Below are 22,620 nucleotides of genomic sequence, written 5' to 3' on the forward strand. Positions count from 1 at the left end.
CGCACTGCCCCGCTTTCCTCCCCGCCCGAGTGGGCGAGGGTTCTCGCGGATTTCTGCTGACCCTTGCGCTGCCTTCGAGCGGCGCCGGCCCGACGGGGCCCTGCCGAATGGCAGGGCCCCGTCGTATCCGCAGCAGCGTTGGCAGCTACTCGGGAATGCGATACTCCGCCGAACGGGCGTGAGCTGTCAGGGCCTCGCCGCGAGCCAGCACCGAGGCGGTCTGGCCGAGCATCGCGGCGCCCTCGGCGGAACAGTGGATGATCGAGGAACGTTTCTGGAAGTCATAGACCCCCAGCGGCGAGGAGAAGCGCGCCGTGCCGGAGGTGGGCAGCACGTGGTTGGGCCCAGCGCAGTAGTCGCCCAGCGCCTCGGCGGTGTAGCGCCCCATGAAGATGGCCCCGGCGTGGCGAACCTCGGGCAGCCACGCCTCGGGGTCGGCCACGGAGAGCTCCAGGTGCTCCGGTGCGATGCGGTTGATCAGCGCCACCGCCTCGTCGCGGTCGCGGCAGTGGATCAACGCGCCGCGCCGCGCCATCGACTCGCGCACGATGGCGGCGCGCTCCAGCGTCGGCAGCAGCCGCTCGATGGCCGCCTCCACGGCCGCGAGGTGGTCGGCGTCCCAGCTCACCAGGATCGCCTGGGCATCCTCGTCGTGCTCCGCCTGGGAGAAGAGGTCCATGGCCAGCCACTCGGCCTCGGTGCCGCCGTCTGAAACCACCAGGATTTCCGAGGGACCGGCGATCATGTCGATCCCCACCTGACCGAACACCGCCCGCTTGGCGGTGGCGACGTAGATGTTGCCCGGCCCCACGATCTTGTCGACCCGCGGCACCGTCTCGGTGCCGTAAGCCAGCGCCGCCACCGCCTGGGCACCGCCCAGGGTGAACACCTGATCCACCCCGGCCAGGTGCGCCGCGGCCAGCACCAGCTCGTTGACCACGCCGTCCGGCGTCGGCACCACCATGATGATCTCGCGTACCCCGGCCACGTGGGCGGGAATGGCGTTCATCAGCACCGAGGAGGGATAAGCCGCCTTGCCGCCGGGCACGTAGATGCCGGCGCGGTCGAGCGGCCTCACCTGCTGGCCGAGCACGGTGCCGTCGGCCTCTGTGTAGTGCCAGGACTCGGGCTTCTGCCGCTCGTGATAGGCCCGGATGCGCTCAGCCGCGTGGGAGAGGGCCTCACGCTGTTCCACCGAGAGCCCCTCGAAGGCTTCGGCCAGGCGCTCGGCCGGGATGGCCAGCTCTGCCATGCCCGATGCCGTCAGGCGGTCGAAGCGGTTGGTGGCTTCCACCAGGGCGGCATCGCCGCGGCGGCGCACGTCCTCCAGGATCGCCGTCACCCGCTGCTGCACCTCGGCGCTGGAGACGCCCTCCCAGGCCAGCAGCACCTCGAGGCGGGCGTCGAAGTCGGCGTCGGCCGTGGCGAGCCGGGCGATGCCAGGAGTCTTGGCGGGGGATTCGCTCATGGTGCTGTCCAGCCTCGCTTGCACAGAAAATCGAAAGAAACAAAGGCCACGGCGCGGCGCGTTCAGCTCAGGGTGGCGGTATCCGCAGCGCGACGCTGCTGCACCGCCGCCGTCAGGCGCTCGAGCAGCGGCTTGATGCGCGCGTGCTTCATGGCCATGGCAGCCTGGTTGACCACCAGCCGGGTACTGATCGGGGCGATCAGCTCGCGCGGCGACATGCCGTTGGCCCGCAGCGTATTACCGGTATCCACGATGTCGACGATCTCGTCGGCCAGGTTCATCAGCGGAGCCAGCTCCATGGCGCCATACAGCTTGATCACCTCGGCCTGGATGCCCTGCTCGGCATAGTAGCGCCGCGCCACATTGACGAACTTGGTGGCCACGCGGCGCCGGGCGCGAGCCGGCTCGGCACCGTCGGGGCCGGCGGTCATCAGCTTACAGCGCGCGATCTCCAGGTCCAGCGGCTCGTAGAGCCCCTCCGCCCCGTGTTCCAGGAGCACGTCCTTGCCGGCCACGCCGAGGTCGGCCGCCCCCAGCTGCACGTAGGTGGGGACGTCGGTGGCACGGATCACCACCAGCTTGACGTCGGGGAGGTTGGTGTCGAAGAGCAGCTTGCGGCTCTTGCCGAGATCCTCGCCGGGGACGATGCCGGCATCGGCCAGCAAGGGCAGGGTCTCGTCGAGGATGCGTCCCTTGGAGAGGGCCAGAATCAGTTGCTTGCTCATGGGTTCGCCTTGCCGATAGCGGGGAAACTCAGCCGGGCACGCGCCGGATGCGCGCCCCCAGCAATTGCAGCTTCTCCTCGATGCATTCGTAGCCGCGGTCGATATGGTAGATGCGGTCCACCTGGGTCTCGCCCTCGGCCATCATCGCCGCCACCACCAGCGACGCCGAGGCGCGCAGATCGGTGGCCATGACCGGCGCCCCGGAAAGTCGCTCGACGCCCTCGATCACCGCGGTATTGCCCTCGAGCGCAATGTGCGCACCCATGCGGTTGAGTTCCTGCACGTGCATGAAGCGGTTCTCGAAGATGGTCTCCACCACCCGGGCCGTCCCCTCGGCCACCGCATTGAGGGCCACGAACTGGGCCTGCATGTCGGTGGGAAAGGCGGGATAGGGCGCGGTACGCACGTTGACGGCCCGGGGACGACGCCCGTGCATGTCCAGCGCGATCCAGCCCTCGCCGTGGGTGATCTCGGCACCGGCCTCCTCGAGCTTGGCGAGCACCGCCTCGAGGATGTCCGCCCGGGTATTGCGCACCCGCACGCGACCCCGGGAGAGCGCCGCTGCCACCAGGAACGTGCCGGTCTCGATGCGGTCGGGCATGACGTCGTGCTCGGCACCGTGCAGCCGCTCGACGCCCTCGACAACGATGGTGTCGGTGCCGTGGCCGCGGATCTTCGCGCCCATCTTGATCAGGCACTCGGCCAGGTCGACGATTTCGGGCTCCCGCGCGGCGTTTTCCAGCAGCGTGGTGCCCTCGGCCAGGGTCGCCGCCATCAGCAGGTTCTCGGTGCCGGTCACCGTCACGGTGTCGAAGAAGATGGTCGCCCCCTTGAGACGGCCGTCGACGCGGGCCCGGATGTAGCCGCCCTCGACGCGGATCTCGGCGCCCATCGCCTCGAGGCCGCGAATGTGCAGGTCCACCGGCCGCGAACCGATGGCGCAGCCGCCCGGCAACGACACATCGGCATGGCCGAAGTGCGCTAGTAGCGGCCCGAGCACCAGGATGGAGGCACGCATCTTCTTGACCAACTCGTAGGGCGCATGACAGTCACGCACCTGGGAGCCGTCGAGCTGGATGGTCATCTTCTCGCCCATCACCGGCTCCACCCCCATGCGCCCGAGCAGTTCCAGGGTCGTGGTGATATCCTGCAGGTGCGGCAGGTTGCCCACCGTCACGGGCTCGTCGGCGAGCAGTGTGGCGCACAGGATGGGCAGGGCGGCGTTCTTGGCGCCGCTGGCCCACACTTCGCCGTCCACGGCGCCGTTGCCGGTAATGATCAGCTTGTCCATGGCGACTCGACCGTCAGGCGTCTTGGTTGCGGGTAGCGGGATTTTCCGGCGCGCCTTGCCACTGCGCCGGGGTATAGGTCTTGATGCTCACCGCGTGAACGGCCCCGGAGGCGATCTCGTCGCTCAGCGCAGAGTAGATCAGCTGCTGGCGCTTGACCGGCGAAAGGCCGTCGAAGACCTCCCCCACGGCAATGACCTGGAAATTGCAGCCTTCGCCCTGGATATGGAAGTCGCACCCCTCGATACGGGTCTCGAGCAGCGCCTTGACGTCACTGGGTTGCATGGAAGCCGAAACTCCTGTGGTTGGGCCTGTCGTCGACAATGCCGCGGCCGCCGCCAGGCGACGTACCGCGATCAGGGAAAGCCTACATGGTAATGAAAAGCTACGCGCTTGGCGATGCCGGCACCCTCGCCTCACTCACCCTCGACGCTTGCCTCGACCGGCAGCAGGGCGTCGAGGCCCGCCACGCGGGTGAGGCTCGCCAGCGCCGACGACAGCCGGACGCGCTGGATGGTGATACCCGCCACCCGCGCGCACCGGGTCCACTCCAGCAGCACGCTGAGCGCCGCGCTGCTGACCCGCTCGACTCCGGAGAGGTCCAGCGCGACCTCGGTCTCGGCGGGCTGCTTGGCAAGCCAGGCGCTGCCCGCCCGGGCCAGGGGCGCCGCCACGCCGAAATCCACGGCACCGCTCACGGCGAGCCCTTCGGCGCTCGCCTCCAGCCTCACCCCGTCCTGGTCGAGGAGGCGACTCATGTGTCGCCGCCCGCCTCGAGTTCTTCCACGGCGAGCTCCGGCGCCCAGGCGTCGATCACGGCGTCGTAGTCGCGGCCGTGGTCGCGCATGGCCTGATCGAACTGGTTGCGGAAGGTCAGCCCCAGATTGATGCCGTTGACGATCACGTTGACCACCTTCCATTCTCCATCCGAGAGGCGCAGCGTGTAGTTCACCGGATAGACCGTACCGTCGCTGGCAACCACTTCCATGGCCACGCTGGCCTGGTCCTCGAAACGCGGCGGCTGCTGGTTGTCAAGGACGCGCAGCTCGTCGTAATCGAAGGTGACCAGCCCCTTGGCATAGGTGTCGATCAGCGTCTGGCGGAAGGTGTCGACGAAGCGCGAGCGCTGCTGCGGCGTGGCGTTGCGAAAGTAGCGGCCCATCACGCTGGCGCCGATGTAGCGGAAATCGGCGACATCCTCGAGGCTGTCGTCGACCAGCGCCTCGAGCTCGTCCATATTGTCGGCGAAGTAGTCGCGGCGACCCTGGATCTGGCCCACCAGTTCATCGATGCTGTCGCGGATCACCTGCTCGGGGCTGCGTTCGGGGGCCGCCTGGGCAGGCAGGGCAAGCAGCAGCAGGCAGAGCACCGGCCACAGCCGGTGCGCCAGGGCGGGAAAGAGAGGCATCAGGCTCATGTAGCGTCCTCGGCACAGGGTATCAAGGGTTGAGGGCCAGGCTAGTTGGTGGCCATGTTGGACACGAACTGCTGGATGAGTTCTTCCAGCACCACGGCCGACTGGGTGTCGCGGATGGCGTCGCCATGGGAAAGCGTCTCGGGATCACCGCCCACGGTGAGGCCCACGTACTGTTCGCCGAGCAGACCCGAAGTGAGGATGGCGGCGGTGGTATCCCGCGGCAGCTGCCCCGCGAGTTCAGCGTCGAGCTCCAGAACCACCCGGGCGTCGTACCACTCGGTATCCAGCTCGATCTCGGTGACACGTCCCACCGTCACGCCGGCCATGGTCACCCGCGCCCGCGGCTTCAGACCGCCCACGTTGGCGAAGTTGGCCTCGAGGCGAAAGGTGTCTTCAGGCACGCTGAACGTCAGACCGCTGACGCGCAACCCCAGGAACACCAGCCCCAGGATACCGGCGAGCATGAACAGCCCGACGCCCAGTTCCATCGTCTTGCTGCGCTTCATCCCGTTTCTCCGAACATCAAAGCCGAGCCTCCGCTCAACGAAAAGTCTTGGGGCCTCAGGAAAGGCTGCCGAACATCAGGGCGGTGAGCAGGAAATCCAGCCCCAGCACCACCAGCGAGGAGTAGACCACGGTACGCGTGGTGGCCCGCGAGATCCCCTCCGAGGTGGGAATCAGGTCATAGCCCTGGAAGACCGCGATCCAGGTCACCACCAGGGCGAAGACCAGGCTCTTGACCATGCCGTTGCCGATGTCGTCGATGAAGCTGACGCTGGCCTGCATGTTGCCCCAGTAGGAGCCTTCGAACACGCCCAGCCATTCGACCCCCACCAGGTAGCCGCCGCCAATGCCCACCACGCTGAAGCCCACGGTGAGCAACGGCAGCGCCACGAAGCCGGCCCACAGGCGCGGCGCCACGATGCGCCGCAAGGGGTCCACACCAATCATCTCCATGCTGGTGAGCTGCTCGGTGGCCTTCATCAGCCCGATCTCGGCAGTCAGGGCCGAGCCGGCCCGCCCGGCGAAGAGAAGCGCCGCCACCACTGGCGAGAGCTCGCGCAGCAGCGAGAGCGCCACCATCTGGCCCAGCGCCTGCTCGGCGCCGAAATCGACCAGGATGGTGTACCCCTGCAGCGCCAGCACCATGCCGATGAACAGCCCCGAGACCAGCACGATGGCCAGCGACAGCACGCCGACGAAGTGCATCTGGCGGAGCCACAGGTACCACCCCATACGCGAGGGGATGCCGAACGACGACTGGACGAGGAAGAGGCCGGCCCGCCCCAGGGTTTCCAGGCTGTCGCAGCCGTAGCGCCCGAGGCGCTGCAGACGTGCCATCATGACTGCGCCCCCGGCGTCAGGATATCGGTCAGAAAGTCCACCGCCGGGTAATGGAAGGGCACCGGGCCGTCCGGCTCGCCGTGCACGAACTGGCTGACGCGCGGGTCGTCGTCGACATTCAGCAAGTCCGGCGTGCCGTGCGCCATCACCTCGCCGTCGGCGATCACGTAGACATAGTCGGCAATCGAGAGCGCCTCCTTGATGTCGTGAGAAACCACGATGGAGGTGAGCCCCAGCGCCTCGTTGAGGCGCTTGATCAGCTGCACCAGCACGCCCATGGAGATCGGGTCCTGGCCGACGAAGGGCTCGTCGTAGAGGATCAGCTCCGGGTCCAGGGCGATCGCCCGGGCCAGCGCCACGCGCCGCGCCATACCGCCGGAGAGCTCTGCGGGCATCAGCTTGCGCGCTCCGCGAAGCCCCACCGCCTCGAGCTTCATGAGTACCACGTCACGGATCATGGCATCGGGCAGGTCGGTATGCACGCGCAGCGGAAAGGCCACGTTCTCGTAGACATCGATCTCCGAGAAGAGCGCCCCGCTCTGGAAGAGCATGCCCATGCGCCGGCGCAGGGTGAACAGGGCCTTTCGCGACAGCGCATGGACGTCTGCGCCGTCGATCAGCACCTGGCCGGCATCCGGCACGAGCTGCCCGCCGATCAGCTTGAGCAGGGTGGTCTTGCCGGTACCGCTCGGACCCATGACGGCCGTGATCTTGCCACGTGGGATGCGCAGGTCGACACCACGAAAGATCGACGTCTCGCCGCGCGAGAAGTGCAGGTCCTTGACCACTACCAGCGGGGTGTCACTCATCGGCCGAGTTCCGGAAAAAATTATCGAACATCGTATCCTAACTCGCCGGCCCGGCGCCAGTCCGGCTTGCACGACGCCCGTCCAGCCCGTTTAATGGGCGCCTTTCACGGCAACCCCCTATCCCCATCCCCATGCTGATTCCCTTTCTTCTGGTACTTGTCGGCCTTGCCGGCCTGCTCTGGAGCGCCGACCGCTTCGTCGGCGCCGCCGCCGCCACGGCCTTGCGCGCCGGCGTCAGCACGCTGCTGGTGGGCATGACGGTGGTATCCATCGGCACCTCGGCGCCGGAGATTGTCGTCTCCATCATGGCCGCCATCGACGGCACGCCCGACATCGCCGTGGGCAACGCGCTGGGCTCCAACATCGCCAACATCGGCCTGGTGCTCGGCGTCACCGCTCTAGTGGTGCCGGTGCCCGTGCCCTTCTCCCTGGTGCGCCGCGAGCTGCCCCTGCTGCTCGGCGCCACCGGGCTCGCCGGCTACGCCCTGGCCAACGGCCATCTCGACCGCCTCGACGGCGTGCTGCTGCTCCTGCTGCTGGCCTTCAGCTTGTGGTGGCTGGTGCGCGCCGACACCCCGGATGCCCAGGCCGACGACGCCATCCCCGGCATGCCGCTTGGCCAGGCCCTGCTGTGGCTCGCCATCACCCTGGCGATCATGCTGGCCAGCTCACGCGCCCTAGTGTGGGGCGCCAGCGAGCTGGCCCGTGGCCTGGGCATCAGCGAACTGGTGATCGGCCTGACCGTGGTGGCCATCGGCACCAGCCTGCCGGAGCTCGCCGCCTGCATCGCCAGTGCCCTGAAGCGCCAGCACGGCCTGGTGATCGGCAACGTGCTCGGCTCCAACCTCTTCAACATGCTTGCCGTGGTGCCGATCCCCGCGCTGCTCGCCCCAGGCGCCAGCGACCCGGCGGCCAGTGCCCGCGACTACCCCGTGATGCTCGCACTGACCCTTGCCCTCGGCGCCCTGCTGCTGTGGCAGCGACGTGGCCGCGTCGGCCGCCTGGCCGGCGGCGCGTTCTTGGCCACCTATCTGCTCTACCTGGGCTGGCTGGGTCTCGCCGGCAGCGCCCCTTGAGTGAAACCCGTCGACAGGCAACAATCACGCCCATGACCACCGACACCTCCTCTCCAGACTCCGCCGCTTCGTCGCTGCGCGACAGCGCCCGACGCACCCTGGCGGTAGAGCAGCAGGCCATCGCCGCCCTCGCCGAGCGGCTCGACGACCACTTCGATCGGGCCTGCGCGCTGGTGCTCGCCTGCCAGGGCCGGGTGGTGGTCACCGGCATGGGCAAGTCCGGACACATTGCAGGCAAGATCGCCGCCACCCTGGCGAGCACCGGCACCCCGTCCTTTTTCGTCCACCCGGGCGAGGCGAGCCACGGCGATCTGGGCATGATCACCCCCGGCGACGTGGTGCTGGCCCTCTCCAACTCCGGCGAGACCGCCGAGGTCACGGCGCTGCTGCCGCTGCTCAAGCGCCTAGGTACGCCGCTCATCAGCATGACCGGCCGCCCCGACTCCACGCTCGGCCGCCACGCCGACGCCCACCTCGACTCCGGGGTCGCCCGCGAGGCATGCCCGCTGGACCTGGCCCCCACCGCCTCCACCACCGCCGCCCTGGCATTGGGCGATGCGTTGGCCGTGGCCCTGCTCGAAGCGCGCGGCTTCACCGCCGAGGACTTCGCCCGCTCCCACCCCGGCGGCAGCCTAGGCAAGCGGCTGCTGCTGCGGGTGCGCGACCTGATGCACGAGGGCAGCCGCCTGCCCCGGGTGCCGCTGGGCAGCCCGCTGCGCGACGCCCTGCTCGAGATCACCCGCCAGGGACTCGGCTTCACCTGCGTGGTCGATACCGACGGCCGCCTCGCCGGCGTCTACACCGACGGCGACCTTCGCCGCACCCTCGACCACTACAGCGACCTCAGCGGCCTGAGCGTCGACGACGTCATGACCCGCCCCGGAAAGCGCATCGCTCCCGACGTGCTGGCCGCGGAGGCCGTGCGCGTCATGGAGGACAACCGCATCACCGCGCTGGCCGTGGTGGACGAGACGGGCCGCCCCATCGGCGCCCTGCACATGCACGACCTGCTCACCAGCGGCGTGATCTGACCCCATCAAGGAGACCGCATGACCCCGGCAAGCTCGACCCTCGACCCGCAGCTCATCGATCGCCTGCGCCAGGTTCGCCTGCTGGCCCTGGACGTGGACGGCGTGCTCACCGACGGGCGCCTCTATTTCCAGGCCGACGGGATCGAGATCAAGGCCTTCCACACCCATGACGGTCACGGCATCAAGCTGCTCCAGCGTGCCGGCGTCGTGGTGGCGCTGATCACCGGCCGCGACTCGCCGATGGTCAGCCACCGCGCCGCCGCCCTGGGTATCCCGCACGTCCACCAGGGCGTGGACAAGAAGCTCACCGTGCTCCGCGAGCTCTGCGGGCGACTCGGCCTCGATCTGGAGCAGGTGGCCTACTGCGGCGACGACCTGCCCGACGTCGCCCCCATCCGGCGGGCCGGCGTGGGCATCAGCGTGCCTGGCGCGCCCGCCTACATCCGCCACTACGCCGACTGGGTCACCGCGACAGCCGGCGGCCACGGCGCGGTGCGCGAGATCTGCGACACCCTGCTGCACGCCCAGGGCCACTGGGATGCCGTCCTCGACACCTACCTGCACGGCTCGAGTTGAGCATGCGCCGCTCGCGCTTTGCCTTTCGCCTCGGACTGCTGGGGCTTCTGCTCGCCCTGGGCGGCCTGCTGGTGTGGCTCGACCCAGGCGAGTCGCCAGCGCCCGGACCCGTGCCGCACGACACGGCGGGGGAGCCCGACTACTACCTGGAACAGGCGCGACTGACGCGATTCGACGCCAGCGGCCAGGCCCATCAACGCCTCACCAGCCCGCGCCTGTCGCACACCCCCCACGACGACGTCACCCGCCTCGAATCGCCGCGCGCCAAGTTAGTGGACGACGACGGCCGTCGCTGGATCGCCAGCGCCGACAGCGGGCGCCTCGGCGCCGGCGGCAACCCGCTAACCCTGTCCGGCGACGCCCGCCTGCTCGCCCCGGCCGAGCGCTGGCAGCTCGACACCGAGGTGCTCCACTACGACGCCGACAGCGGCCACGCCTGGAGCGAGACCCCGGCGACGCTGCGCCAGCCGCCCCAGCGCATGCGCGGCGAGCGCTTCGATGCCTGGCTCAATGACAATCGCGCCCGCTTGACCGACAATGTGCGCGGCTATCATCCCCCCGAGCGCCGTACCGACTGACCCGTCATCCGCGAGGAGCCACTGCCATGCTGCCTACCGCCCGCCTGATCCTGCTCGCCCTGGCCCTGACCAGCCTGCCCGCCGTGGCCCTGGAGGGAGACGCCGAGGCTCCCATCGAGGTGGCGGCCGACCAGCTCGATCTCGACGACCAGGCCGGCACCGCCGTCTACACTGGCGACGTGGACATCCGTCAGGGCAGCCTGCACCTCACCGGCCAGCAGGTGGAGATCCAGCGCAATGCCGCCGGCGAGCTCTCCCTGGCCGTGGCCACCGGCGAGCGCGCCTACATCGAGCAAAAGCCCTCCCCGGAGGAGCCGGTGGTACGTGGCTGGGGGCGCACCATCCGGTACCACGTCAGCGAGCGCCGGGTCGAGCTGATCGATCGCGCCGAGCTGCACCAGGGTGGCGATACCTTCGACGGCGGCTATCTGGAGTACTTCCTCGACCGTCGCGTGGTCCAGGCCCGCGCCGACGCCGAAGGGGTCGAGGATCGCCAGCGCGTGCGTATGACCCTCCAGCCCGAGCAGGACCAGTAAGGCCGCCCATGAAGACCCTTCATGCCCGTCATCTGGCCAAGAGCTACAAGCGCCGCCGCGTGGTGCAGGACATCAGCCTCGACATCGCCCAGGGCAGCATCGTCGGCCTGCTCGGTCCCAACGGGGCCGGCAAGACCACCTCCTTCTACATGATCATCGGCCTGGTGCGCGCCGATGCCGGCGAGGTGGCCATCGACGGAAACGACCTGTCCCGGGCAGCCATGCATGAGCGGGCGCGGGCCGGCATCGGCTACCTGCCCCAGGAAGCCTCGATCTTCCGCAAGCTCTCGGTAGCCGACAACATCCTGGCGATTCTCGAGACGCGTCGCGACCTCGACCGCCAGGGGCGCCGCGCCCGCCTCGAGCAGCTTCTCGAGGATTTCCACGTCACCCACATCCGCGACAACCTCGGCATGAGCCTCTCCGGCGGCGAACGTCGCCGCGTGGAGATCGCCCGGGCCCTGGCCACCGAACCGGCCTTCATCCTGCTCGACGAACCCTTCGCCGGCGTCGACCCCATCTCGGTGCACGAGATCAAGGGCATCATCCGCCAGCTCAAGGCCCGCGACATCGGGGTGCTGATCACCGACCACAACGTGCGCGAGACCCTCGACATCTGCGACACCGCCTACATCGTCGGCGACGGCCAGATCATCGCCGAGGGCGGCGCCGAGAGCATCCTCGCCAATCGCCGGGTGCGCGAGGTGTACTTGGGCGACGACTTCCGCCTATAAGCCACCGATGCCTCGCAACGCGCTGATCAAGCGACATCTCCCTTGAAAAGGCACGAAGATTGCGCATGGCACGATTGTTGCTTTTTTGAGACACCCATTCCCCTTGCATGTCACCCTGCCGCGGTCTAGGGTGAGCCTTTTCGGGACACGAGCATCTGCCCTCCATGGCCATGAAAGCTTCCCTGCAACTGCGCGTCGGCACTCAGCTGACCATGACCCCTCAGCTGCAGCAGGCCATCGCCCTGCTGCAGCTCTCCACCCTGGACCTGCGCCAGGAGATCCAGCAGGCGCTGGAAACCAATCCCATGCTGGAGCTGGACGAGGAGTTCGGCGAGCAGCGCGTCACCGAGACCCCCGACGAGGAGTGGTCCAGCGAGATCCCCAACGAGCTCACCGTCGACAGCGACTGGTCGGACACCTATCCCGACCACGGCGGCGGCGCCACCAGCGGCGAGGGACCCGACTTCGAGCGTCAGGCCAGCGGCCAGAGCCTGGCCGGCCACCTCGCCTGGCAGCTCGCCATGACCGACCTGCCGCCCCGTCAGCTGCAGATCGCCGAGAGCCTGATCGACGCCGTGGACGGCGCCGGCTACCTGTCGCAGTCGCTGGAGGAGATCCGCGACGGCCTGCGCCAGCAGGGGCTGGACGGCCTGCCCAGCCGCGAGGTCGAACAGGTGCTGCTACGCCTGCAGCAGTTCGAGCCCACCGGCGTGTTCGCGCGCGACCTGCGCGAGTGCCTGATGCTGCAGCTCGCCGCCCTGCCCGACGACACCCCGCTGCTGCCCCAGGCCCGGCGCCTGGTGCGTCAGTTCCTAGAAGCGCTGGCCGCCGACGACCGCCGTCTGCTCAAGCGCCGCCTGGGGCTGGACGATGACGCCCTCGACACCGTCATCTCCCTGGTCCGCTCGCTCGACCCGCGCCCGGGGAGCGCCTATGCCGAGGTGGGCAGCGACTATGTGATTCCCGACCTGGTGGCCCGGCACGAGCGCGACGGCTGGCGCGTCGAGCTCAACGCCGAGGCAATGCCACGGCTGCGCATCCAGCCCGACTATGCCGCCCTGATCCGGCGTGCCGACAAGAGCAAGGACAACCAGTTCCTCAAGGATCACCTCCAGGAAGCGCGCTGGCTGATGAAGAGCCTGGCCAGCCGCAACGACACCCTACTGCGCGTGGGGCGCGAGATCATGGTGCGCCAGATCGACTTCCTCGAGAAGGGGGAAGAGGCCATGAAGCCCCTGGTGCTCGCCGACATCGCCCAGGTGGTGGAGATGCACGAATCGACCATCTCGCGGGTCACCACCCAGAAGTTCATTCACACCCCGCGCGGCGTCTTCGAGCTGAAGTATTTCTTCTCCAGCCAGGTGGGCGGCCAACAAGGCAACGGCGATGCCCACTCCAGCACAGCGATCCGCGCGCGCATCCGTAAGCTGATCCAGGAGGAGGCGCCGCGCAAGCCGCTCTCCGACAGCAAGCTGGTCGACCTGCTCGCCGAGGAGGGCATTCAGGTGGCCCGGCGCACCGTCGCCAAGTACAGGGAGGCTCTCAGCATTCCCTCCTCCAGCGAACGAAAACGCTTTCGCTGACGCGCTTTTTCGGCCCTCGGCAAAGCGCGCGGCGGGGGGTTTGCAGGGCCGGAAAAAGGGTTACAATCGAACGACCACTCGAAGGACGTAAGGAGCCTGTCATGCAAGTCAATATTACCGGCCACCACATGGAGCTGACCGACTCGCTGCGTGACTACGTGAACGAGAAACTGGCGCGCGTGGAACGTCACTACGACAACATCACGACCGTGCAGGTCACGCTCTCCGTGGAGAAGGAACGTCAGCAGGCCGCCTGTACCTTGCATGCCGCCGGCGCCGACCTACACGCCGAGGCCATGGACGCTGACATGTACGCCGCCATCGACGCCCTCACTGACAAGCTGGACCGCCAGCTGGTCAAGCACAAGGAAAAGGCCCAGGCCCGCGCCCAGGGCGCCGGCGCGCGTTGATTCGCCATGACACTGGAAGCCATCCTGCCCCCTGAACGCACCCTCTTTGCGGTGCCGGGGGGTAGCAAGAAGCGGGTGCTGGAGTTCTTCAGCACCTTCATCGCCCAGAACACGCCCAGCCTCGACAGTCAGGAGGTCTTCGCCCGGCTGATCGGCCGGGAACGCCTGGGCAGCACGGGGATCGGCAACGGGGTTGCCATCCCCCATGCCCGCAGCCCGCACTGCAGCGGCCCGGTCGCCGCCTTCCTCAAGCTCGCCGAACCCATCGATTTCGACGCCATCGATGGCGAGCCCGTCGACCTGGTCTTCGTGCTGCTGGTGCCCGAAGAGGCCGACGACACCCACCTGGCGCTGCTCAGTCAGGTCGCCACCGTGATGAACGACGCCGACACCCGCACCCGCCTGCGCCGCAGCACTACCCAGCGCGACCTTCACGATACCCTGATCGAGGCCATTCGCCGCCAGGGCAGCTGAGCCGCCCCCTCGTCCACCGGCCCGGGAGAACCCGACCGTATGCAGCTCGTGATCATCAGCGGACGCTCCGGTTCGGGCAAGTCCATTGCGCTGCAGGCGCTCGAGGACCTCGGTTTCTACGCCATCGACAACCTGCCGGCCATGCTGCTCGGCCCCCTGGTGGACGAACTCGGCCAGAGCCCCACCGGCCCCGAGGCCATCGCCGTCAGCATCGATGCCCGCAACCTGCCCCATGCCCTGCAACGCTTCCCGCAGCTGATCGAGGAGCTGCGCGGGCGTCGGGTCGACCCGCAGGTGATCTACCTCACCACGGACGCGCGCATCCTGCTCGAGCGCTACTCCGCCACACGGCGGCGCCATCCGCTCACCCGGGGCAGCGACATGACGCTCGCCGAGGCCATCGAGTCCGAGGAGTCGGCGCTCAGCGAAATCCGCGACCTGGCCGACCTGATCATCGACACCTCGCGCCTTTCGGTCCACGACCTGCGTGGGCGCATCGCCGAGCAGGTGGTCGGCCACCGCGACGCGCACCTGACGCTGACGGTGGAGTCCTTCGGTTTCAAGCGCGGCGTACCGCTCGACGCCGACCTCGTCTTCGACGCCCGCTGCCTGCCCAATCCCTACTGGGACCCGCGGCTGCGTTCGGCCACCGGCCAGGACCCGAGCATCGCCGCCTTCCTCGAGCAGTACCCGCTGGTCGGCGAGATGCTCGACGACATCGTCGCCTGGGTCGAGCGCTGGCTGCCCGCCTATCGCGACAGCCAGCGCAGCTACCTGACGGTGGCCATCGGCTGCACCGGCGGCCAGCACCGCTCCGTGTACCTGGCCGAGAAACTGGCCCACCACTTGGCCCGGCAGCAATCCGGCGTGCGCCTACGCCACCGCGAGCTGGGCATTCAGACGCCCGTCACCCCACCCCCGGACCCACCCGACAGCAAGGAACCCTGAGAGTGGCCAGTCGCAAGCTCACCCTCACCAATAAGCGGGGTCTGCACGCCCGCGCCGCCACCAAGCTCGTGCAGTGCTGCCAGCCCTTCCAGGCCCGTGTCACCGTCAGCCACGCCGGCCAGGACGCCGATGCGGGCAACATCATGGCGCTGCTGATGTTGGCCGCCCCCTGCGGTACCGAACTCACCGTGAACGCCGAGGGCGAGGACGCCGAGGCGGCCCTCGACGCCATTCAGGGGCTGTTCGACGCCCGTTTCGAAGAGGACCTCTAACTTCCGGCCACGGTCATCTCGTCGATCAGCCAGCTGCCGGTGTGGATGCTACCGCGTGTGTCGAGGTCGTCACCGACGCCGGCCAGGCCTCGGAACATCGTCGCCAGGTTGCCGGCGATGGTGAACTCCTCCACCGGGTACTGGATCTCGCCGTTCTCCACCCAGAAGCCCGCCGCACCGCGCGAGTAGTCGCCAGTGACGCCGTTGACGCCCTGCCCCATCAGCTCGGTGACCAGCACGCCGCGCCCCAGCCGAGCCAGCAGTGCATCGCGTGACTCGAGCGGTGCCTCAATGCGCAGGTTGCGGGCGCCACCGGCGTTGCCGGTGGTCTGCAGCCCCAGTCGCCGGGCGCTGTAGGCCGAGAGCATGTAGCTGGCCAGCCGGCCACGTTCGATGAAGACGTTGTCGCGCGTCTGCACGCCGTCGTTGTCGAAGGGCGAACTGGCCATGGCGCCACGCTCCATCGGGCGCTCGAAGAGCGTGAACCACTCGGGAAAGAGCGTCTCGCCCAACCGGTCGCACAGGAAGGAAGCCTGGCGATAGAGCGATCCGCCGGCGATGGCGCTCATCAGGTGTCCCACCAGGCCGCTGGCCACGGTGGCATCGAACATCACCGGCAGGCGCCCGGTGGCCGGCCGCCGCGCCCCCAGGCGCTGCAGGGTGCGCTCGGCGGCGCGCACCCCCACCGTTTCGGGGTCGGCCAGGTCCCGCGGGTCGCGGGCGCTGGTGTAGTCGTAGTCGCGCTGCATGCCGCTTTCGTCCTCGGCGATCAGCAGGCAGGAGAGCGAATGACGGCTGCCGCGCTGGCTGCCCAAAAAGCCATGACTGTTGGCGTAGACGCGCACCCCCTCCCCGCTGGAGAGCGAGGCCCCCTCGGACTGGCGGATACCGGCCACGCGCCGCCCCGCCGATTCGCAGGCGAGCGCCAGGTCGATGGCCTGCTCGGTGGTGAGTGCCCAGGGGTGGTGGACATCCAGGTCGGGCAGCTCACGCGCCATCAGCGCCGCATCGGCCAGGCCGGCGGCCGGGTCCTCGCCGGTATGGCGGGCAATGGCCACGGCCTTCTCGACCACGGCGCGGATCGACGCCTCGCCGGCATCGGTGGAGGACGCACTGCCCTTGCGGGTGCCCAGGTAGACGGTCACCGCGATGCCTTGGTCACGCGACAGTTCGACGGTCTCAACCTCGCCCTCGCGCACGCTCACACCGATCCCCTGATCGACACTGGCGCCCACCTCGCCGGCATCGGCACCCAGGCGCCGCGCCAGTGCCAGCGCCTGTTCGGCCCGTGATTCCAGCAGTGCCTGCTGGGCGGCGGCATCGAAAGCCTGTGTCATGCGATTCTCCCTCATCTCGCGGCAGACGGGCCGCGCTTGGATCATGACCTCGCGACCCGCAGGCCGCGCGTGGATCGTGGCAATGTCCCGTTGCCGGGCAACGGGCTGGTATACTTCCGGCGGCGGCACAGCTCGCCGTGCTACGGTGCACCGCTACGCGCTTGTCCCTCAAGCACGTAATGCGCATCTTGGCCTCACCCTCTGGCTTCACTCACTTGGATGCGGTATGACCCAGGAATTCCCCCCCTCGGCCGACGAACGACCGAGCAAGTCCCAGCTCAAGCGCGAGATGCACGCGCTGCAGGCACTGGGCGAAAAGATCATCGCCATGAGCGACGCCGAGCGCGCGCGCCTGCCGCTCTCCGACGACCTGCTGGCGGCCGTGGACGAAGCCGGTCGCATCCGCTCCCACGAGGCACGCCGCCGGCACATGCAGTACGTCGGCAAGCTGATGCGCCGCGAGGACCTCGACGCCATCCATGCCGTCTTCGAGGAGATAGAGCAGGAGGCGCGGCGTCGCGACCTCGCCTTCCACCGCCTCGAGCAGTGGCGCGACCGGCTGATCGCCGAGGGCGACACGGCCGTGGAAGCCTTCATCGCCGATCACCCCGACGTCGACCGCCAGGCGCTGCGCCAGCTGGTGCGCAACGCCCGCCGCGAGCGCGAGCAGAACAAGCCGCCCACCAATGCCCGACGGCTGTTCCGCCTGATCCGCGATACCGCCGGGCTGTGATCAAGAGGCGGTGCCGCCCACGGTGAGTTCGTCCAGCTTGAGCGTGGGCTGACCGACGCCGACGGGCACGCCCTGCCCCTCCTTCCCGCACACGCCGATCCCGGTGTCGAGCTCCAGGTCGTGGCCGATCATCGACACCCGGCCCATCGCCTCGGGGCCGTTGCCGATCAGCGTGGCGCCCTTCACCGGCGCGGTGATGCGACCATCCTCGATCAGGTAGGCTTCGCTGGCCGAGAAGACGAACTTGCCCGAGGTGATGTCCACCTGGCCGCCGCCGAAGCTCACCGCATAGAGGCCGCGCCTGACGCTGCCGATGATGTCCGCCGGGTCATCCTGGCCGGCCAGCATGTAGGTGTTGGTCATGCGGGGCATGGGCAGATGGGCGAAGGACTCGCGGCGGGCGTTGCCGGTGGTCGCCATGCCCATCAGCCGGGCATTGAGCTTGTCCTGCATGTAGCCGGTGAGAATGCCGTCCTCGATCAGCGGGGTGTACTGTCCCGGCGTGCCCTCGTCGTCGACGGAGAGCGAGCCGCGGCGGTCGCCCAGGGTGGCGTCGTCGACCACGGTGACCCCCTTCGCCGCCACGCGCTGGCCCATGCGGCCGGCAAAGGCGGAGCTGCCCTTGCGGTTGAAGTCGCCCTCGAGCCCGTGGCCCACCGCCTCGTGGAGCAGGATCCCGGGCCAGCCGGGGCCCAACACCACCGGCAGCTGCCCTGCGGGGGCATCCACCGCCTCGAGGTTGACCAGCGCCTGGCGCACCGCCTCCTTGGCGAAACGCTCGGACACGTTGTCGTCGCGCAGGCGATCCATGGCGTAGCGGCCGCCGCCACCGGCGCTGCCCCGCTCGCGGCGGCCGTTCTTCACGGCGATGACGCTGACGTTGAAGCGCACCAGCGGGCGGATATCCGCGGCCAGGGTGCCGTCACTGGCACGCACCAGCACCACCTCGTGCACGCCGGTGAGCGAGGCGCTGACCTGGCTCACCGCAGGGTCGGCGGCCCGTGCCACGCGATCGGCGTGCTTGAGCAGGGCGACCTTGTCCTCGGCGGAGAGCCCCGAGAGCGGATCCACCGTGGCATAGCGTGGTGCGGCCTGACAGATCGCTTGCGGCGCGACACCGAGGCGCGAGCCGCTGCGCACGATGCCCGAGGCGGTGCGACCGGTCTCGGCCAAGGCGTCAGCGGTGATCTGGTTGGAGTAGGCGAAGCCGGTCTTCTCACCGGCCATGGCCCGCACCCCGACGCCGCCATCGATGTTGTAGCCGGCCTCCTTGACCTCGCCATCCTCCAGCACCCAGCTCTCGTGCCAGCTGCGCTGGAAATAGAGATCGGCATAGTCGACGCCGGGCGTCAACACATGGCCGAGGCCGCCCTCCAGGGCTTCGAGATCGAGGCCGCCGGGATGCAGCAGGATGCCGGCGGCGGTGTCGAGCAGGGCATGCGGTCGTATGGTCATTCGGCGTTTTCCAAGGTGATCTGCGGCGCCGTCCAAGGACCGCGCACGCGATAGTAAATTCGGGTGACCTGGTCGATGGCGCTGCCGAACAGCTGGTCGGCGATGAACAGCGCCCCGCCGACCACGGGCGCACCGGCGATCACAGCGGCCAGCGGCAGACTCCGACTGATCGGCACGGTAACACCCAGCCGCTGGTCGAGTTCACGCCGGGCCAGGTCCACGGTGCCTTCCAGTGTGAAGGAGGTGGCCGGTCCCTCGACCACCAGGGGGCCACTGGTTTCGAGAATGCCTTCGTACAGGGTAGCCGCACCCTGCACCGAATCGAAAGCGGTACCCTGCCCGGTCACGTCGGAAAAGTCCAACTGCAGCCGGCGCACCAGGTTGTCGAGGTTGAACAGGCCCATCAGGCGGGCCGAGGGCGACTCCACGTTCAGGAAGCGGCCGTCGCGCAACGTCACCTCCGCGCTGCCCCGCGAGCGGGCCAGAGCGAACTGCCAGGGCGCCCCCGGCCAGGCCAGCTGGCTGCGCACCCGCGTGACGGCACTGCGCAGGTTCACCGGCTGCCCCAGCCGCTCCAGGGCCGAGCCCAGATCGCGGCCATCCAGGCCGAGGCGCGAGCGGGTCAGGCTCGAGCCCTCGCCGGCCGCCTCCCAGACCACTTCGCCGCGCGCCGAGACCTGGCCGAGCGTCAGTCCCAGCGGGTCCACGGCGAGGCGCCCCGGCTCGGCCGCCCAGTAGGCGGTGAAGGGACCGAAGCGGCGCCCGCGATGCTCGATGTCGGCAATCCGCAGCCGCCCCTCCGGCAACTCGGCCACCCACCCCGGTAGCGCGATGGGCTCGGGAGGCACGTCGAGTTCGGCGAAGAGCTCGCCGGTCGCGCCCGACGCCTCGGTCGGCAACAGGCCGTCTAGGGTCAGCCGCTCGAGCGCCACGTCCAGGGGCTGGGCCAAGCCAGGACGGTAGTCGAGCTCCCCCTCGAGCAGGCTGCCGTCCAGCGCGACGCGCCAGCCGCCGCCGGCCTGAGGCGCCGCCTCGGCGGTGAGGCTGCCCAGACAACCGCCGCCGCCATCCAGGCAGTCGGTCTCCAGGCGCAGGTGTCGCAGGGAGCCCGCCTCGCCGCCCGTGGCACCCGCCAGCGGCATCAACGCCTCGCGCCAGGCCGGCAGCCTGAGGCGCGGCTGGTAGATGTCGACCTGCCACCCCGCCGCCTCGGGCCAGGCCGAGACAGGGGGCTGACGCCCCACCCACAGCTGGCCCTGGCCGGCCGCGGCGCCGGCCAGCGGGCGCCAGCGCAGGCTCAGCTCGTGGCCCAGTTCGGCGTCGAGCGGCCCGCCATCGAGGTCCGCGGTCACCCGCAGCGGTCGCGGCTCGCCGGGCGGCTTGCCGAAGGGCGGCGGCAGGTCGATGCCTAGCCCCTCGAGCTCGCTGGCCAGGCGCAGCCGATTCGCCCCCTCGCCCAGGGCGATCTGGCCGCGCCAGGGAAAGCGCCCGGAGACGCGCTCACCGAGTGCCGTCACGCCGCCCCAGTCGAGCAGCGCCGACGCCTGCGCTGCGCCGTCGAGGTCGATGTCTCCGGCCTGGGTATCAATGGCCACGGTCACCGGCCCGCCCAGCAGGCGCCCTTCGAGCTCCCCCGCGAGACCACCCTGCTCACCCTGCTGGCGCCACACCAGCGGCCCCGTCACCTCGCGGGCGGTGAGTGCCAGGTCACGCTGGGTCAGACGCGAGAAGTCGGCCCGCGAGTCGATCTCGAGGTCGAAGGCGTCCTCCTCGCCCAGGGTCATGGCCAGCGCCAGCGCTCCGCTGGCGCGCCCCTCGCCCTGCCAGGGTTCCACGGCCTCGACGCCCTCTACCGGCATGGCCAGGAGATAGCGACGCAGCGCCTCGGCGTCGGCAGCGAGGTCCCCGCGCACCCTGAGCCGCTCGTCACTCAGGCTGACCTCACCGTTGCTTGCCGTGACACCCAGGCTTTCGGCGTGGTCTACCTCGGCTTCCAGATCGCCGTTGGCCAGATGCAGCCGGCCAGTCACGCTCTCCAGCGCCGGCCAGTCAGGCGCAAAGGGCAAGCGCCCCTGCTCCACGGCCAGGTCCAGTTGCAAGCGGGGCTCGACCCTTGGCCCCTCGCGACCGATCGGTACGTGCAGCTTGACCGTCCCCCGGGGTACGTGGCCGGCCACACCCGCGTCCAGCCACTCGACCAGCGCCGGATCGAGCACCTTCACCGGGAGCCAGTCGCGCAGCGGACGCTCTCGAGCATCGACATTGCGCAGGTCCAGATCGAGACCGAAACCGCCACGGACCTCCCCCCCGACGGCAAGCCCGAAGCTGCCGTCGACCTCGGCGCCCTGCCAGCCGACGCGCAGGCCGCGCCCGCTGACGAAGCTGCGCGGCCCCGCGTAGGACCAGCTCACTTCGCCACTGGCACCGGAGAGCGCCAGGGGCTCGGCAAATATCTCGGGGAAGATGAGCAGCATGCCCTCGGCGCCGGCGAAGCGCACATGACCGCTGAGGTCGCGCACGTCCACCCAGGCATCCAGGGGGCCACCCCCGGGGGCCTGCCCCCAGGGCGAGACCTGGACGTCGTGCAGTGCCGCTCGGGCCAGCCACTGGCCGTTCTGGCGCCCTACCCCCAGGCCGGCAACACGCCCACGCGGGGCGAGAGTGTCGATGGTGCGCGTCAGCCCCTCGGGCAGCGGCACCCGGTCGCGCCAGGCGGCAAGGGAGGCGAGCTCGAACTCACTGGTGTTGAGCCACCAGCCGTCGTCGGTGTGGCGCAGGTGCCAGCGACGTGGCAGGGCCGGTCCCCCGCTGCGCGACAGCTCCTCCGGTGCCGCCCAGTCCACGGCACCGGCATCGCCCTCGAGCCAGGCCTGCCAGCCATCGTCGTCGCGCAGCCACTGGCCGCGCGCCTCGACATCCTCCAGGGCAATGAGCTCGGACTCATGGCGCAGTGCCAGGCGTGGCGAGGCGAGATCGAGCCGCACATCGGCCAGCGAACCGCGATGCCAGCGGCCCCACAGGCGCGCCTCGCCGCGCGACTCGGCGAGGCGCAGCGGATCATCGGCCGGGGCCAGGATGGCGGCCAGCTCGATCAGGGTGTCGAGCTTCATGTCGGCCTGCAGGGCAGCGCTGAAGTCGGCCAATCCCTCGGGGCCGGGCAGGATTTCCAGCGCCGCCTGCAGGGACGCCTTGGGGTCGCCCTCCACGTACACCTCGCCCTCGAGGTGGGTGTGGCGCGCATCGCCGGTCATCAGCAGGCGTGGGGCAGTGAGAGCGAGCTGGTCCTCGCGGCCGTGCAGTACCAGGCGCAGCTCCTCGATCCATGCCCGCTGACGCAGTAGCACGCCGACCCAGAAGTCCAGACGCTCCAGATCGAATTCCACTTCGGGAAACAGTTCGGGGGGGATGCGCGCCGGATCGGGCCAGTGCCAGGCGCCCTGATCGTTCTGGTAGAGATGCAGGGTGAGTCCGTTGAGCCGGGCCTCTTCGACCACGGGCACGCCGTCACGCAAGCTGGACAGTGTATCGAGTCGCAACCGCGCACCCTCGACTTCGAGCAGCGGCTGCCCTTCGTCCCCTTGCCGAGTGCGAATGACGAGCCCGCCCGCCTCGACACGAGGATCCAGGCCAGTCAAGCGCGCATCGAGATGTTCCAACTCGGCCCAGGCGCCGAAGCGCGCCTCGATCAGTCGCTCCACCCGCGGTGCCAGGTCATCCACCTGGGCCAGCACCAGGCGCAGCAGCAGCAGCAGCACGGCCAGTGCGCCCAGCACGACGGCAACGAGCGTCAGACCCCAGCGACTCAGCCAGCGGATCGGGTGCATC

24 protein-coding genes are annotated in these 22,620 nt (G+C 69.4%); 12 read left to right on the forward strand and 12 right to left on the reverse strand.

Annotation, left to right across the window (positions count from 1 at the left end; translation table 11 throughout):
• Positions 1 to 145: 145 nt before the first annotated feature.
• The 9 genes from hisD to FEF15_RS16080 all read right to left on the reverse strand — a co-directional run bounded on the left by hisD (position 146) and on the right by FEF15_RS16080 (position 7,052).
• Complete coding sequence (gene hisD, locus FEF15_RS16040) at positions 146 to 1,468, reverse strand: histidinol dehydrogenase (protein WP_163560172.1); 1,323 nt, start codon at positions 1,466 to 1,468, stop codon at positions 146 to 148.
• A gap of 62 nt (positions 1,469 to 1,530) precedes the next feature.
• The gene (gene hisG, locus FEF15_RS16045) at positions 1,531 to 2,193 is read right to left on the reverse strand and encodes an ATP phosphoribosyltransferase (protein WP_163560173.1); all 663 of its coding nucleotides are present in this window, start codon (positions 2,191 to 2,193) and stop codon (positions 1,531 to 1,533) included.
• Between the two features lie 28 nt (positions 2,194 to 2,221).
• Positions 2,222 to 3,484: a UDP-N-acetylglucosamine 1-carboxyvinyltransferase gene (gene murA / locus FEF15_RS16050; protein ID WP_163560174.1), complete on the reverse strand. Its 1,263-nt coding sequence runs from the start codon at positions 3,482 to 3,484 to the stop codon at positions 2,222 to 2,224.
• A gap of 13 nt (positions 3,485 to 3,497) precedes the next feature.
• Entirely contained in the window at positions 3,498 to 3,767 is a 270-nt protein-coding gene (locus FEF15_RS16055; RefSeq protein ID WP_163560175.1) for a BolA family protein, read from the reverse strand.
• Positions 3,768 to 3,898: 131 nt separating this feature from the next.
• Positions 3,899 to 4,240, reverse strand: a complete 342-nt coding sequence (locus FEF15_RS16060) for an STAS domain-containing protein (protein WP_163560176.1) — start codon at positions 4,238 to 4,240, stop codon at positions 3,899 to 3,901.
• Complete coding sequence (locus FEF15_RS16065; protein ID WP_240454198.1) at positions 4,237 to 4,899, reverse strand: ABC transporter substrate-binding protein; 663 nt, start codon at positions 4,897 to 4,899, stop codon at positions 4,237 to 4,239. The genes FEF15_RS16060 and FEF15_RS16065 overlap by 4 nt, the downstream gene beginning before the upstream one ends.
• Positions 4,900 to 4,940: 41 nt before the next feature.
• A complete protein-coding gene (gene mlaD, locus FEF15_RS16070) occupies positions 4,941 to 5,405 on the reverse strand; it encodes an outer membrane lipid asymmetry maintenance protein MlaD (protein ID WP_163560177.1) in 465 nt (154 codons plus the stop codon).
• Positions 5,406 to 5,460: 55 nt separating this feature from the next.
• A complete protein-coding gene (gene mlaE / locus FEF15_RS16075) occupies positions 5,461 to 6,243 on the reverse strand; it encodes a lipid asymmetry maintenance ABC transporter permease subunit MlaE (protein WP_163560178.1) in 783 nt (260 codons plus the stop codon).
• Positions 6,240 to 7,052 carry an ATP-binding cassette domain-containing protein gene (locus tag FEF15_RS16080; protein ID WP_163560179.1) on the reverse strand — a complete coding sequence of 271 codons (813 nt, stop codon included), beginning with the start codon at positions 7,050 to 7,052 and terminating at the stop codon, positions 6,240 to 6,242. The genes mlaE and FEF15_RS16080 overlap by 4 nt, the downstream gene beginning before the upstream one ends.
• A 131-nt stretch (positions 7,053 to 7,183) precedes the next feature.
• Between FEF15_RS16080 and FEF15_RS16085 the strand changes: the two genes are divergently transcribed.
• The 11 genes from FEF15_RS16085 to FEF15_RS16135 all read left to right on the forward strand — a co-directional run bounded on the left by FEF15_RS16085 (position 7,184) and on the right by FEF15_RS16135 (position 15,270).
• Positions 7,184 to 8,128, forward strand: coding sequence for a calcium/sodium antiporter (locus FEF15_RS16085; protein ID WP_163560180.1), 945 nt, complete (start codon positions 7,184 to 7,186; stop codon positions 8,126 to 8,128).
• Positions 8,129 to 8,160: 32 nt separating this feature from the next.
• A complete protein-coding gene (locus FEF15_RS16090) occupies positions 8,161 to 9,159 on the forward strand; it encodes a KpsF/GutQ family sugar-phosphate isomerase (protein WP_163560181.1) in 999 nt (332 codons plus the stop codon).
• A gap of 18 nt (positions 9,160 to 9,177) precedes the next feature.
• Positions 9,178 to 9,735 carry an HAD hydrolase family protein gene (locus tag FEF15_RS16095; protein ID WP_163560182.1) on the forward strand — a complete coding sequence of 186 codons (558 nt, stop codon included), beginning with the start codon at positions 9,178 to 9,180 and terminating at the stop codon, positions 9,733 to 9,735.
• A 2-nt stretch (positions 9,736 to 9,737) separates the two neighbouring features.
• Entirely contained in the window at positions 9,738 to 10,313 is a 576-nt protein-coding gene (lptC, locus tag FEF15_RS16100; RefSeq protein WP_163560183.1) for an LPS export ABC transporter periplasmic protein LptC, read from the forward strand.
• A 26-nt stretch (positions 10,314 to 10,339) separates the two neighbouring features.
• Positions 10,340 to 10,849 (forward strand): lipopolysaccharide transport periplasmic protein LptA, encoded by a 510-nt coding sequence (gene lptA, locus FEF15_RS16105; protein ID WP_163560184.1) that lies wholly within the window; start codon positions 10,340 to 10,342, stop codon positions 10,847 to 10,849.
• A gap of 8 nt (positions 10,850 to 10,857) precedes the next feature.
• Complete coding sequence (lptB, locus tag FEF15_RS16110) at positions 10,858 to 11,583, forward strand: LPS export ABC transporter ATP-binding protein (RefSeq protein WP_163560185.1); 726 nt, start codon at positions 10,858 to 10,860, stop codon at positions 11,581 to 11,583.
• Positions 11,584 to 11,747: 164 nt separating this feature from the next.
• Positions 11,748 to 13,166, forward strand: a complete 1,419-nt coding sequence (locus FEF15_RS16115; RefSeq protein ID WP_163560186.1) for an RNA polymerase factor sigma-54 — start codon at positions 11,748 to 11,750, stop codon at positions 13,164 to 13,166.
• A 101-nt stretch (positions 13,167 to 13,267) separates the two neighbouring features.
• Complete coding sequence (gene raiA, locus FEF15_RS16120) at positions 13,268 to 13,576, forward strand: ribosome-associated translation inhibitor RaiA (protein WP_163560187.1); 309 nt, start codon at positions 13,268 to 13,270, stop codon at positions 13,574 to 13,576.
• 6 nt (positions 13,577 to 13,582) lie between these two features.
• Positions 13,583 to 14,050 (forward strand): PTS IIA-like nitrogen regulatory protein PtsN, encoded by a 468-nt coding sequence (gene ptsN / locus FEF15_RS16125; RefSeq protein ID WP_163560188.1) that lies wholly within the window; start codon positions 13,583 to 13,585, stop codon positions 14,048 to 14,050.
• Positions 14,051 to 14,089: 39 nt separating this feature from the next.
• Positions 14,090 to 14,998: an RNase adapter RapZ gene (gene rapZ, locus FEF15_RS16130; RefSeq protein WP_163560189.1), complete on the forward strand. Its 909-nt coding sequence runs from the start codon at positions 14,090 to 14,092 to the stop codon at positions 14,996 to 14,998.
• Positions 14,999 to 15,000: 2 nt separating this feature from the next.
• A complete protein-coding gene (locus FEF15_RS16135) occupies positions 15,001 to 15,270 on the forward strand; it encodes an HPr family phosphocarrier protein (RefSeq protein ID WP_163560190.1) in 270 nt (89 codons plus the stop codon).
• Here FEF15_RS16135 and pmbA read toward each other — a convergent pair.
• Entirely contained in the window at positions 15,267 to 16,607 is a 1,341-nt protein-coding gene (gene pmbA, locus FEF15_RS16140) for a metalloprotease PmbA (RefSeq protein WP_163560191.1), read from the reverse strand. The two genes, FEF15_RS16135 and pmbA, sit on opposite strands and share 4 nt — an antisense overlap.
• A gap of 226 nt (positions 16,608 to 16,833) precedes the next feature.
• Here pmbA and yjgA point away from each other — a divergent pair, with 226 nt between their 5' ends.
• Positions 16,834 to 17,340, forward strand: a complete 507-nt coding sequence (gene yjgA / locus FEF15_RS16145; RefSeq protein ID WP_163560192.1) for a ribosome biogenesis factor YjgA — start codon at positions 16,834 to 16,836, stop codon at positions 17,338 to 17,340.
• Here the strand turns inward: yjgA and tldD are convergent, their stop codons facing one another.
• A complete protein-coding gene (gene tldD / locus FEF15_RS16150) occupies positions 17,341 to 18,795 on the reverse strand; it encodes a metalloprotease TldD (RefSeq protein WP_163560193.1) in 1,455 nt (484 codons plus the stop codon).
• On the reverse strand, positions 18,792 to 22,619 hold the full coding sequence (locus FEF15_RS16155) for an AsmA-like C-terminal region-containing protein (RefSeq protein ID WP_163560194.1): 3,828 nt from the start codon (positions 22,617 to 22,619) through the stop codon (positions 18,792 to 18,794). The genes tldD and FEF15_RS16155 overlap by 4 nt, the downstream gene beginning before the upstream one ends.
• Position 22,620: the final 1 nt, after the last annotated feature.

This window comes from Halomonas sp. NO4 (assembly GCF_010994375.1).
Classification (GTDB): domain Bacteria; phylum Pseudomonadota; class Gammaproteobacteria; order Pseudomonadales; family Halomonadaceae; genus Halomonas.